At 65.6% G+C, this 12,376-nt stretch carries 14 protein-coding genes; 12 read left to right on the forward strand and 2 right to left on the reverse strand.

Annotated features, from left to right (window positions below; translation table 11 throughout):
• Positions 1–26: 26 nt before the first annotated feature.
• From V6M50_RS10765 to V6M50_RS10800, 8 genes are all read left to right on the forward strand, one after another.
• The gene (locus V6M50_RS10765) at positions 27–3,185 is read left to right on the forward strand and encodes a YdbH domain-containing protein (RefSeq protein WP_332818559.1); all 3,159 of its coding nucleotides are present in this window, start codon (positions 27–29) and stop codon (positions 3,183–3,185) included.
• Positions 3,182–3,397, forward strand: a complete 216-nt coding sequence (locus tag V6M50_RS10770; protein WP_332818560.1) for a YnbE family lipoprotein — start codon at positions 3,182–3,184, stop codon at positions 3,395–3,397. The genes V6M50_RS10765 and V6M50_RS10770 overlap by 4 nt, the downstream gene beginning before the upstream one ends.
• A complete protein-coding gene (locus V6M50_RS10775; protein ID WP_332818561.1) occupies positions 3,397–3,813 on the forward strand; it encodes a YdbL family protein in 417 nt (138 codons plus the stop codon). The genes V6M50_RS10770 and V6M50_RS10775 overlap by 1 nt, the downstream gene beginning before the upstream one ends.
• Positions 3,814–4,022: 209 nt before the next feature.
• Positions 4,023–4,343 carry an AtpZ/AtpI family protein gene (locus V6M50_RS10780; protein ID WP_332818562.1) on the forward strand — a complete coding sequence of 107 codons (321 nt, stop codon included), beginning with the start codon at positions 4,023–4,025 and terminating at the stop codon, positions 4,341–4,343.
• Between the two features lie 67 nt (positions 4,344–4,410).
• Entirely contained in the window at positions 4,411–5,196 is a 786-nt protein-coding gene (locus tag V6M50_RS10785; RefSeq protein WP_332818563.1) for a F0F1 ATP synthase subunit A, read from the forward strand.
• A 41-nt stretch (positions 5,197–5,237) separates the two neighbouring features.
• The gene (locus tag V6M50_RS10790; protein WP_003044110.1) at positions 5,238–5,465 is read left to right on the forward strand and encodes a F0F1 ATP synthase subunit C; all 228 of its coding nucleotides are present in this window, start codon (positions 5,238–5,240) and stop codon (positions 5,463–5,465) included.
• 79 nt (positions 5,466–5,544) lie between these two features.
• Positions 5,545–6,045, forward strand: a complete 501-nt coding sequence (locus tag V6M50_RS10795; RefSeq protein WP_332818564.1) for a F0F1 ATP synthase subunit B family protein — start codon at positions 5,545–5,547, stop codon at positions 6,043–6,045.
• The gene (locus V6M50_RS10800) at positions 6,038–6,580 is read left to right on the forward strand and encodes a F0F1 ATP synthase subunit B family protein (protein ID WP_332818565.1); all 543 of its coding nucleotides are present in this window, start codon (positions 6,038–6,040) and stop codon (positions 6,578–6,580) included. Before V6M50_RS10795 ends, V6M50_RS10800 begins: the two co-directional genes overlap by 8 nt.
• 143 nt (positions 6,581–6,723) lie before the next feature.
• Here V6M50_RS10800 and V6M50_RS10805 read toward each other — a convergent pair whose 3' ends face one another.
• A complete protein-coding gene (locus V6M50_RS10805; RefSeq protein WP_332818566.1) occupies positions 6,724–7,377 on the reverse strand; it encodes a glutathione S-transferase family protein in 654 nt (217 codons plus the stop codon).
• 10 nt (positions 7,378–7,387) lie between these two features.
• Entirely contained in the window at positions 7,388–8,107 is a 720-nt protein-coding gene (locus V6M50_RS10810; protein WP_332818567.1) for an SDR family oxidoreductase, read from the reverse strand.
• 72 nt (positions 8,108–8,179) lie between these two features.
• Between V6M50_RS10810 and uvrC the strand changes: the two genes are divergently transcribed.
• The 4 genes from uvrC to leuB are packed head-to-tail and all read left to right on the forward strand — an operon-like array spanning position 8,180 to position 12,373.
• Positions 8,180–10,114, forward strand: coding sequence for an excinuclease ABC subunit UvrC (gene uvrC, locus V6M50_RS10815; protein ID WP_332818568.1), 1,935 nt, complete (start codon positions 8,180–8,182; stop codon positions 10,112–10,114).
• Positions 10,115–10,160: 46 nt separating this feature from the next.
• Entirely contained in the window at positions 10,161–10,553 is a 393-nt protein-coding gene (locus V6M50_RS10820) for a PaaI family thioesterase (protein ID WP_332818569.1), read from the forward strand.
• Complete coding sequence (gene recO / locus V6M50_RS10825) at positions 10,541–11,278, forward strand: DNA repair protein RecO (RefSeq protein ID WP_332818570.1); 738 nt, start codon at positions 10,541–10,543, stop codon at positions 11,276–11,278. The genes V6M50_RS10820 and recO overlap by 13 nt, the downstream gene beginning before the upstream one ends.
• Positions 11,279–11,326: 48 nt before the next feature.
• On the forward strand, positions 11,327–12,373 hold the full coding sequence (leuB, locus tag V6M50_RS10830) for a 3-isopropylmalate dehydrogenase (protein ID WP_443030500.1): 1,047 nt from the start codon (positions 11,327–11,329) through the stop codon (positions 12,371–12,373).
• The last annotated feature ends 3 nt before the right edge of the window (positions 12,374–12,376 follow it).

Genomic DNA, 12,376 nt, shown 5'->3' on the forward strand with positions numbered 1-12,376 from the left:
CTTTTCCCGCTTTCCGCGGCCACGGCATGACGGCCATGGATGAGACGCCGAAGCTCAGGTGGCGGCACAGGACATTGCTGTTCAAGAAGCGCTGGCTGACCGCGGGCGCGGTCGCCGCGCTGGTCGCCGGGGTCTGGCTGGCGCGCGAGCCGATCGCCGACCGTTTCATCAGCGACCAGCTCGGCACCCGCGGCGTCCCGGCGAGCTACCAGATCGATGCGATCGGCTTTCGCAGCGAGCGATTGTCGAATGTCGTGATCGGCGATCCGGCGCGCCCCGACCTCACCGCGAAACGCGTCGAGGTGCTGCTCGGCTATGGCTGGTCGGGGCCCTATGTTTCGGGAATCCGCGCCGAAGGCGTGCGGCTTTATGGGCGTTTTACCGAGGGACGGCTGTCGTTCGGCGCGCTCGACAAATTTCGCGATCCGGCCAGCACCGACCCCTTTGCCTTGCCCGACCTGTCGGTGGTGCTGAAGGATGCGCGGGCGCGGGTCGAAACGCCGTGGGGCAACGTCGGCGCGGCGCTGAACGGCGGCGGCAATCTGCGCCACGACTTTACCGGCAAGCTGGCGCTGGTCGCGCCGAACGTGGCGGCGGCGGGATGCAGCGGCAGCGATGTCAGCTTTTACGGCACGTTGCTCGTTCGGGGTGTCCGTCCGCAGCTCGTCGGCCCCTTGCGCGGGCGCAGTCTCAGCTGTGCCGAGGGTCGCGTGACCGCAACCTCCCCGCAGATCGCGCTCGACCTGTCGCTGTCGGAGGATCTGCAAAGCTGGAAGGGCGAGGCCGATGCGAGCATCGCCGAATTGGTGGCCGGGCCGGTGGAGGCCGACCGGCTTGGCGTGCTGGCGCGCTTCGACGGGACCGCGGTATCGACGAAGCTCGCGATCGATGCCGATATGGCGCGCCTGCGCGGCGCCGATTTCGCCGCCGAAACGGTCAGCCTCGATGCCGGGGGTCTGATCGGCAGCGCGGCGCCAAAGCTCGACGGGCGGATCAGCTTTGCGCGCGCGAGCGGCAGCGCCGCGTTTCGGCGTTCGATTGCCGAGAGCGTGCGCGGGCTGGCCGGAACGCCGGTCGGGCCGCTGGCGACGAAGGCAGGCCTGGCCCTCAGCCAGATGCTGGCCGACACCAGCGGCAGCGGCGAGTTTGCACTGCTCGGCGAGGGGCCGACAGCGCGCGTCGACCTGATCGCGCCGCAGCTGACAAGCGCGAGCGGTGCGCGCTTCACGAGCAGCGCCGACAGCCGCATCGGCTATCTTTATGGCGCGCCGGCGCCGGCGGTCCTCGCGTCGGGGCGCTGGAGTTTCGACGGCGGCGACCTGCCCACGGGTACGATAAGCCTCGACCGGAGCGCCGAAGGGGTGGTGACGGGGTGGGCGCGGCTTGAGCCCTATAGCGCCGATGGCGCGCGCCTCATTCTCGCGCCGATGCGGTTTTCGGGCGACCGCAGCGGGCTTGTGCGCTTTGCGACCACTATCGACCTGTCGGGGCCGCTCGCGGGCGGGCGGGTTGAGCGGCTGAACGTGCCGCTGGGCGGCGTTCTCTCGCCGACCGGGACGCTCGCGCTCAACGGCGGATGCAGCCGTGTGGGCGCCGACCGGATCGACGTCGGCGGATTCCGGCTGGGGAAGAGCGCGATCGACCTGTGCAGCCGCCCGGGTGCCGCTTTGCTGGTCGCCGGGCCGGACGGGCTGCGCGGAAATATCCGCATTCCCGGCCTTGCGCTGCGCGGGACGAGCGGCCGTTCGCCGTTCAGTCTGAAAAGCGGGCCGGCGAGTATCGACCTGGCCGCGATGCGCTGGTCGCTCGCGCTGGCCGATTTCCGGATGGGAGAGGGCGAGAGCGTGACCCGTTTCAGCGCGCAGAGCCTGACGGGTCGCGCGGCGACGCAGGGCATGGCGGGCGAACTGCGCGGCGCGAACGGCAAGATCGGCGCGGTGCCGTTCGATATGAGCGAGATCGACGGGCAGTGGCGCTTCGCCAAAGGCGCGCTGACGCTCGACGGCGGGCTGTTGCTCACCGACGCTGCCCCCGACGCGCGCTTCTTCCCGTTGGTCAGCAACAACGCCAGCCTGCGCTTTGCGGACGGTGTTATCGACGCGAAGGCGGGGTTCAACGAGCAGAAGACGGGGACCAAAATTCTCGACACGGTCATCCGGCACCGGCTTGCCGACAGCAGCGGCTCGGCGGACCTGATGGTCAGGGAGCTGCGTTTCGGCGAGGCTTTCCAGCCCGACCAGCTGACCAACCTCGCGCTCGGCGTCGTCGCCAATGTCCAGGGCTCGGTCGTCGGCGACGGGCGGATCGACTGGACCGCCGAGGGGGTGACGAGCCGCGGTACGTTCGCGACCGCCGACACCAATCTGGCGGCCGCCTTCGGCCCGGTGACAGGGCTCACGACGACGCTCAGCTTCGACGATCTCATCGGACTCAAATCGGCGCCGGGGCAGATCGCGCGGATCAAGGACATCAACCCCGGCATCCCGGTTATCGACGGCACGATCGAATATCAGCTGCTCGGCGATAATCGTGTCCGGGTCGAGGGCGGAAGCTGGCCGTTCGCGGGCGGGCAATTGCTGCTCCATCCGACGACGATCGATTTCAACGCGGAACAGGCGCGGCGACTGTCGTTCGACATCGTCGGCGTCGACGCCGCGGTGTTCCTGCAAAGCTTCGGGTTCGACAATATCAACGCCACGGGGGTGTTCGACGGGACGTTGCCGGTCGTGTTCGACGGGCAGGGCGGACGGATCGTGGGCGGGCGCATCGATTCGCGCGCCGGCGGCGGCACGCTCGCCTATGTCGGCGAATTGTCGAACCGCAATCTGGGCGTGATCGCCAATTTTGCCTTTGGCGCGCTGCGCAGCCTCAAATATGACGATCTGACGATCATATTGAACGGGGATCTGGACGGCGAGATGGTGACCGATATTCGCTTTGGCGGCGTGGGGCAGGGCGAGGGCGCGACGCGCAATTTCCTGACCAACCAGGTCGCGAAACTGCCCTTTATCTTCAATGTGAAGATCAGGGCGCCGTTCCGCCAGCTGTTGACGTCGGCGAAGGGATTTTACGACCCGTCGTTGTTGATCGAACAGAATCTGCCTGCGCTGATCCGCGCACAGGAAGACGCGAAGAAAGCAACAATCACTCCCGTTCAGCCCCCAGAAAGCGAGCCCGTGCAATGAAGACGACCAAGACTGGAGCTAGGAGGCTGGCCATTGACGGTCGGATTGGTGCGGTGATGATCGGCGTATCGGCCCTCGCGGGCTGTGTGCAGATCGAGACGCCCGACAAGCCGATCGAGATCAACCTGAACATCAACATCCGTCAGGAAGTGGTGTATAGGCTGGACGGCGATGCCAAGAAGCTCATCGAGCAGAATAGCGAGATATTCTGATGGGGAAGAATGTAATGGTGATGAAAATGTGGAAACCGACCGGACTGGCGCTGGCTGCGATCGCGGCGACCGCCGCCGTTGCGCTCGCGGTGCCATCGGCGATGGCGCAGCGCGATCCCGCCTACGCCGCCGCGCGCGCCGCGGGACAGATCGGCGAACAGCCCGACGGCTATCTGGGATTTGCAACGACGCCGACCCCGGCGATCCGCGCGCTGGTGCAGGACCTCAATATCAAGCGCAAGGCGGCCTATACCGCGAGCGCGCAGTCGACCGGTAGCACGGTCGAGCAATTCGCCTTCACCAGCGGCTGCAACCTGATTGCGAGCACCAAACCGGGCGAGAAATACCAGACGCCCAGCGGTGCGTGGAAAACCCGCGACGGCAGCCCGCCCGAGCGCGACGCACGCTGCCCGTAACGCAACAAACCGCATAAAGGACCTGCGGGTCCTCAGATGCCGCCGCGCCCCTAAACGCGGCGGCATTTTTGCGCGGCGCAGCAGAAGCATTGACTTAATCGGGCGGCATTCCTAAACGGACCGCGCCTTAGGGGTCCCCCGAATTTTCGGGCCTTTTTTCGCAGGCGGAATCGGGGCTTTCCGGTTCTGTTTCAGGAGGATGGCGCAAAATGACGGGGAACGGCAGCGATCCGGAACCAGCTTCGGAGGATTCGCGCCTGGTCTCGCTCGAAGAGCGATTGGACCGGGCCGAAGCCGCAGAAGCGAAACGGACCGCGGTGAACGCCGGACCGGAATCCGATGCCAACTACCGGCTCGGCAACCGTGTTCTGGCTGAGCTGCTGGGCGGACTGATCGGTGGGGCCTTGTTTGGCTGGCTGATCGACCGTTTCGCGGGAACGTCGCCCTGGGGCCTGTTGGGGATGTTGTTCCTGGGCATAGTCGTTGCCTTCCGGAACATCATCCGCATCTCATCGACGCCCCGTAAATAGCGGGACGCAAATGATATTTTCACGGGACGGCATATCCAGCCGTCTCGCCATACGCGTGGAGTGAATAGTGGCGGCGGAATCCGGCAAGATCGACCCGATGCACCAGTTCGAGGTGACCCCGCTCGGCGGCGGTTTCAACCTGGGCGGGCATGACGTCCTGTTCACCAACAGCGCGCTGTGGATGGTGATCGCGGCGGTCGCGCTCGGCCTGTTCATGTGGGGCGGGATGCGCCGCCAGCTCGTTCCGGGCCGCTGGCAGGCCGCGGTCGAAGGCTTCACCGGCTTCATCTCGAGCATGATGATGGCGAATATCGGCACCGAAGGGCGCAAATATACGCCCTATGTCTTCTCGCTCTTCATGTTCATCCTCTTCTGCAACCTGCTCGGCATGTTGCCGCTGGGCGTGCTGGGGCTGCACCCCTTCACCGTCACCAGCCATATCGCGATCACCGGCGTCCTCGCGCTGCTCTCCTTCTCGATCGTGCTCGTGGTCGGTTTCTGGCGCCACGGCTTCCACTTCTTCTCGCTGTTCGTGCCGCACGGTACGCCGCTGCCGATGATCCCCTTCATCGCGGTGATCGAGTTCATCTCGTTCATGATCCGCCCGTTCAGCCTCGGCCTGCGACTTTTCGTTGCGATGACCGCGGGCCACGTGCTGCTGAAGGTGCTGTCGGGCTTCGTGATCAACGGCTTCAACGCCGACAACATCGTGATCGGTTCGGTCGTGTCGGTGCTCAGCTTCACCCTGATGATCGGCATCAGCGCGCTCGAACTGCTCGTCGCCGGTATCCAGGCCTATGTTTTCGCCCTGTTGACCTCGCTGTACATCAACGACGCGGTCAACCTTCACTAATACCGTTTACTTTGAAACGATTATACCAAGGAGTAGTTATAATGGACGCAGAAGCAGCAAAGCTGATCGGTGCCGGTCTGGCCGCTATCGGTGCCGGCATGGCCGCCATCGGCGTGGGCAACGTGTTCGGCAGCTTCCTCGAAAGCGCGCTGCGCAACCCGGCAGCCGCCGACGGCCAGCAGGGCCGCCTGTTCATCGGCTTCGCCGCTGCCGAACTTCTCGGCCTGCTGGCGTTCGTCGTTGCGATGATCCTGCTCTTCGTCGTCTAAGCAGACGATCGGGTGATGCCGGTCCCCGCGGGACCGGCGTTGCCATGCTGGTTTTTCAGTAAGTTAAGGTTCGCCTTTCATGCCTCAAATAGCCCAGCTCACCGCTGACAATTGGTATCTTGCCTCGCAGCTTTTCTGGCTGCTGGTCGTCTTTGCCGGGATTTACCTGGTGATCGGCCGCGGCATGCTGCCAAAGATCGAAGCGACCGTGGATGCCCGCGACCGCAAGGTGGCGGACGATCTGGCGGCAGCGAAAGCGGCGCATGCCGCAGCGGACAATCTGGAAGAAAGCTACCGCCAGCAGAGCGACGCGAGCCGCGCCGCCGCGCAGAAAGCGGTGGCCGAAGCCAAGGACAAGGCCGCGCGCGATGCCGAAAAGCGTCTCGCCAAGGTCGATGCCGAACTGGGCGACAAGCTGTCGGCCGCCGAAGCCGATGTCGCCGCGGCGCGCAAGTCGGCGATGGCCGAAATCGAATCGGTCGCGGCCGAAGCGGCGGGCGACCTCGTCGCCAAGCTGTCGGGCGTGAAAGTCGGCGCGGCGGATGCCAAGGCGGCGGTGAAGGCGGTGCTCCATGGCTAATTTCCTGTCTGTCCTGTCCGAAGCGGCGGGCGAAGCGCACGCCGATCCGACCGCGTTCGGCCTGGACGCGACCGTCTGGGTCTCGATCGCGATGCTCGTTTTCCTGGGCATCCTCGTCTGGAAAGGCGTGCCAAGGGCGATTGGCGCGATGCTCGACAAGCGCATCGCCGAGATTTCGAAGCAGCTGAGCGAAGCCGAACAGCTGCGGCTCGATGCCGAAGCGCTCAAGGCCGAATATGAGGCGAAGCTCGCCACCGCGGCGAAGGAAGCCGACGAGATGCGCGTGCGCGCGACAAGCGAAGCCGAAACGCTCGTTGCCAAGGCGAAGGCCGACGCGACCGCGCTGATCGGCCGCCGCAAGCAGATGGCCGAAGACCGCATCGCCGCGGCCGAAGCCACCGCGCTCGCCGAAGTACGCGCGGCGACCGCCAAGGCGGCGACCGAAGCGGCGGCAAAGCTGATTGCCGAAAAGCATGATGCCGGCGCCGACAAGGCGCTGGTCGATCAGGCGATCGCCGGCGTCGCCAAGAGCTGACTTCTTCGACATCGCAGAAAAACAGAGCGCCCGCGGATTTCCGCGGGCGTTTTGCTTTTAAGATATACAAATCTCTTTCGTCACCCCGGACTTGATCTGGGTCCAGCTTGCGGCGATCCCGGGTCAAGCCCGGGATGACGATATTAGGTTGCGTTTGATCCGGCCATCGTCGCGACCCACGCCTTCGTAGCGGGGCAATTGTCCATCGCGCTCCGATACCCGTCGCGATCGGTGGTGCGGGCGACATAGGCGCGCTCAGTCGCTCCGAGCGTGAAGCAGCCGGTTCGTTGGGCGAATTCCAGCGCATAGGTCACCGAGATGTCGGCGGCGGTGAAGCAGTCGCCCGCGATATAGGGCGTGCCGGCAAGCTGGCGCGTTACGAGGCCGAGGCGGCTCTTGAAGATGCCGAGTGCCCAGTTTGCGGTCCAGTTCTTCTGCTCGGCTTCGGGTGCGAGGATATTGGTCGCGACGATGGCGTTGATCGGACCGGCTAGGCCGGCCTCGCCCATGTGGAGGAACTGCTGATAAGTGGCGAACGCCGGGTCGTCCGGTGTTGGCGCAAGCGGGCTTGGACCGTAACGCGCGAGCAGATATTCGATGATCGCGATCGATTCGACCATGACCGTGTCGCCGTCCTGTATCGCAGGAATGAAGCCGGCGGGGTTGATCGCCAGAAACTCGGTGTCCTGTTCGACCCCGGCGAGCAGGTCGACCTGCCGCAGCCGGTAGGGAAGCCCCATTTCCTCAAGCAACCAGGCAACACGGAAGCCCCGTCCTTCGCCGTATAGGGTGATCATGCTGCAATCCTCAGAACTGGATCATGATGCGCCGCGCGAGCGCGGGTGAGATGCTGTACACGAGCTGTAACATCTTCACCATTCCCGCATTGACCTCGCTTTTGCCGGTACGGATGCCGCGCACGATCTCGGCGGCGCAGTCGTGCGCGCGCATCTTCTTGCCCGCGCGGCCCGCGGTCATGTTGGTTTCGACGACGGGCGGCAGGGCTTCTATCACGCGGACGCTGCTGTCCTTGAGCAGATGGCGGATCGCCTGGGTGTAGCTGCGCAGCCCCGCCTTGGTCGCACAGTAGACCGAGCCGCCCGCACGCGGCGCGATCGCGAGGCCCGAGGTGACGTTGACGATTGCCGCTTCGGGCTGCGCGCGCAGCACCGGCAACAGCCGTGTGCAAAGCGCGATCGGCGCATCGAGGTTGGTGCGGATGCAGTGTGCGGCATTCTCCAGCGTTTCCGTCTTGTCGAGCTCATATTCGCTGCCGACGCCGGCATTGTTGACGAGCAGCGCAAGCGGCTTGCTCGCTACGCCGGCCACGACCGCGTCGACGCCCGCCGGAGTCGACAAATCGCCCGCGATCGTCCCGAAGCCAAGTGCTGTCATGGTCTGCAATTTCTCCGACGATCGCCCCGTCACGATCACGTCGGCGCCCGCTGCCTGCAGTTGCAGCGCGATCTCGCGCCCGATCCCGTCGCTGCCGCCCGTGACCAGGGCGAGTTTTCCGCGAACATCCATAAGACCCCCTCCCATGTTGTTTTACCTTGCACACTATGGCGGGTCGCACCGCCATCGCCTACATGCAAAATCATGGCTCGCCCGAACGCTCCCGACCGATTCAACGAAGATAAAGCCACCTATGTGATGCGCGGCGGTGACGGGGAGGGCGACCAGCCCGACCTCGAGCGCGGCGCCGAAGCGATCCGCAGCGTCGTGCGCAAATTGCCGACGCGGCCCGGCGTCTATCGCATGCTCGATGCGCGCGGCGACGTGCTCTATGTCGGCAAGGCGCGCGCGCTCAAGAACCGGGTGACCAATTACACCCAGGTCGCGCGGCTGCCGCAGCGGTTGCAGCGCATGGTGTCGCAGACGCGCGCGATGGAGATCGTGACGACGACGAGCGAGGCCGAGGCGCTGCTGCTCGAGGCGCAGCTGATCAAGCGATACCGCCCGCCATATAATGTGCTGCTGCGCGACGACAAAAGCTTCCCCTTCATCCTGCTGCGCATGGATCATGACTTTCCGCGCGTGCAGAAGCACCGCGGCGCGCGGCGCGCGAAGGGGCGCTATTATGGGCCGTTCGCGAGCGCGGGGTCGGTCGCGCAGACGCTCAACGCGCTGCAGAAGACCTTCCTGCTGCGCAGCTGCACCGACAGCTTCTTCGCCAACCGCTCGCGCCCGTGCCTGCTCTATCAGATCAAGCGGTGCAGCGCCCCGTGCGTAGACCGGATTTCGAAGGAAGATTATGCCGGGCTGGTCAGCGACGCGCAGGATTTCCTCGAGGGGCGTTCGACCGCGGTGCAGAAAAGGCTGGGCAGCGCGATGACGCACGCGGCCGAGGCGATGGATTATGAGCAGGCGGCGGTGCTACGCGACCGGCTCAAATCACTGACCTTTATCCAGGGCAGCCAGTCGGTCCACGCCGACGGGCTCGGCGACGCCGACGTCTTTGCGCTGGCAGCGAAGGGCGGGCAGCTGTGCATCGCGGGCTTCTTCATTCGCGGCGGGCAGAATTGGGGCCATCGCAGCTTCTTTCCCGCGCATGTGTCGGGGGTGCCCGAGGAAGAGGTGATGGCGAGCTTCCTGATGCAATTCTACGAAGGCGTGCCGCCGCCGAAGCTGATCCTCGTCGACCGCGAGCCCGCCGAATGCGCGCTGCTGTCCGAAGCGCTGGGCGGGGTGGCCGAGCGCAGGATCGAGATCAGCATCCCGCAGCGCGGCAATCGCCGGCGCTTGCTCGAACAGGCGGTTCGCAATGCGGGCGAGGAGCTCGATCGGCGGCTCGCCGAGAGCAGTTCACAGGCGAAGCTGGGTCGCGAGCTCGCCGAGCTGTTCGATCTCGAAAACCCGCCGCAGCGGATCGAGATCTATGACAACAGCCATATCCAGGGCACCAACGCGCTCGGCGCGATGGTCGTCGCGGGGCCCGAGGGCTGGATCAAGGGCGCGTATCGCAAGTTCAACATCAAGCGCGCCGAGACGATGCCCGGCGACGATTTCGCGATGATGCGCGAGGTGTTCCAGCGCCGTTTCGCGCGCGCGATCGAGGAGGATCCCGAGCGCACGAAAGGCGAATGGCCCGACCTGGTGCTGATCGACGGCGGCAAGGGACAGGTGTCGGCGGTCGCGGCGGTGTTTGCCGAACTGGGGATCGACGATTTGCCCTTTATCGGCGTCGCCAAGGGGCCGGACCGCAATGCGGGGCGCGAAACCTTCTATTATCCCGACGGGCGCGAATTCACCTTGCCGCCGAACAATGCGGTGCTCTTCTATATCCAGCGGCTGCGTGACGAAGCGCATCGCTTCGCGATCGGCGCGCACCGGGCGAAACGCTCGAAAGCGATGGGCGCGTCGCCGCTCGACGAGGTGCCGGGCATCGGTCCATCGCGCAAAAAGGCGCTGCTGATGCACTTTGGGACAGCGCGCGCCGTGCGCGGCGCGAGCCTCGAGGATTTGCAGAAAGCGCCGGGGGTGAGCGCGGCGGTCGCGCAAGCGGTGCATGATTTCTATCATTCGGGGCGGTGATTTAGCCCCACCCCTTCAGGGGAGGGCGTATTGGGAAGGAACGCATATGGATTTCGCCGCAATGATGCCACTGGCCGCAACGTTGGGCATCACAATCGACGAGGGCAGCAAGGACCGTGTCGCCGGGAAATTGCCCGTCAGCCCCGAAATCTGCACCGCAGGGAATATCGTCCATGGCGGCGCGATCATGGCGTTTGCCGATTGCCTCGGCGCGGTTGGCGCATTCCTGACGCTCCCCGAGGGCGCGAACGGAACGACGACGATCGAGAGCAAGACCAATTTCCTTGGCGCCGGCCCGGTCGGGGCAGTGCTGGTCGGCGAGGCGACGCCGGTGAAGATCGGCAAGCGCCTGTCGGTATGGCAGACGCGCATCCGCGCCGAGGATGGCGCCGATGTCGCGCTGGTGACGCAGACGCAGCTGGTGCTTTGGCCAGCCTGACCGCCCCCGCCATCGTCTGTGCAGTCCGCGCGCACGGCGAGCATGGTGCGATCCTGCGCGCGCTGACCGAGGAGGCGGGGCTGGTTGCGGGTTATGTGCGCGGCGGACGATCGACGCGGCTGCGCCCGATCCTGGTGCCGGGAAACCTGATTGCCCTCGAACTGCGCGCGCGCACCGAGGAGCAGCTGGCAAGCGCCACGGCGGAGTTGCTCGCGAGCCGCGCCCCGTTGCTCGCCGAACCGCTGCCCGCGGCGGCGATCGACTGGGTGACGAGCCTGACCGCGGCGATCTTGCCCGAAAGCCAGCCCTATCCCGCGCTTTTCTCGGCGCTGTCGGCGGTGCTCGATGCGATCGGCGTCGCATCATCGGCGCGGCAATGGGCGGCGGCGCTGACGCGCTATGAGCTGTTGCTGCTCGCCGAGCTGGGGTTCGGGCTGAACCTCGACGAATGCGTCGTGACGGGCTCATCGGCCGATCTGGGGTTTGTGAGCCCGAAATCGGGCGGCGCCGTGAGCGCCGGCGCCGCGGCGGGTTATGAAGAGCGGTTGCTGCGCCTGCCGCCGTTCCTGCGAGGCCATGATGCGAGCCCGGCGATGGCCGATGTTCTCGAGGGGCTCGCGATCACCCGGCATTTCATCGACCGCGACCTTCTCGACGGGCGCAACCGCGACTTGCTGACCGTAAGGGAAAGATTGGTTTCCCGGTTGGGCAGGGCAGTTGCGTGACGCGCCGCCGCTGTCTAAGCGGCTGGCGAGACACGAAAGGGCGACATGTTGAAAATCCTGCTGCTGGCTGGCGACGGTATCGGTCCGGAGATCATGGCGGAGGCCGAGAAGATACTCGCGGTGCTCGCGCTGCCGGTAGCGCTCGACTGCGCGCTTGTCGGCGGGGCCGCTTATGCAGCGACCGGCCATCCGTTGCCGCCCGAAACGCTGGCCAAAGCCAAGGCGGCCGATGCGATCCTGTTCGGCGCGGTCGGCGATCCGCGGTTCGACAATGTCGAACGCCATTTGCGCCCTGAGCAAGCGATTTTGGGGCTACGCGCCGAACTTGGCCTGTTTGCCAATCTGCGCCCCGCCAAGCTGTTTGCCGGGCTGGAAGACAGCTCGGCGCTGCGTCCCGAAGTCGCGTCGGCGATCGACCTACTGATCGTCCGCGAACTCAACGGCGACGTTTATTTCGGCGAGAAGGGTACGCGCACGACGGCGAGCGGTGAGCGCGAGGGCTATGACATCATGTCGTACAGCGAGAGCGAGGTGCGGCGCATCGCGCATGTCGCCTTCCGCGCCGCGCAGGGGCGCAAAGGGCGGCTTTGCTCGGTCGACAAGGCGAATGTCCTCGAAACGTCGCAGTTGTGGCGCGACGTGGTGATCGAGGTTGCCGCGGATTATCCCGATGTGACGCTCAGCCATATGTATGTCGACAACGCCGCGATGCAGCTGGTGCGCAACCCGGGGCAGTTCGACGTCGTCGTCACCGGCAACCTGTTCGGTGACATTCTTTCGGATCAGGCGTCGATGTGCGTCGGGTCGATCGGCTTGCTCGCCTCGGCCTCGCTGAGCGAAGGCAAGCAGGGACTGTACGAGCCGATCCACGGCAGCGCGCCCGACATTGCGGGCAAGGGCGTTGCCAACCCGCTGGCGATGATCCTGTCGCTCGCGATGCTGCTGCGCCATTCGGGCGGCGACGAGGCGAGCGCGGCGCGGATCGAGGCGGCGGTAGCGACGGTGCTCGCCGACGGCTGTCGCGGTGCCGATCTGGGGGGCAATATGGGAACGGCGGCATTGGGCGATGCTGTTGTTTCGGCTTTGAACGGATAGATG

The sequence above is a fragment of the Sphingopyxis sp. genome (assembly GCF_036675685.1).
In the GTDB taxonomy this organism is placed as follows: Bacteria; Pseudomonadota; Alphaproteobacteria; order Sphingomonadales; family Sphingomonadaceae; genus Sphingopyxis.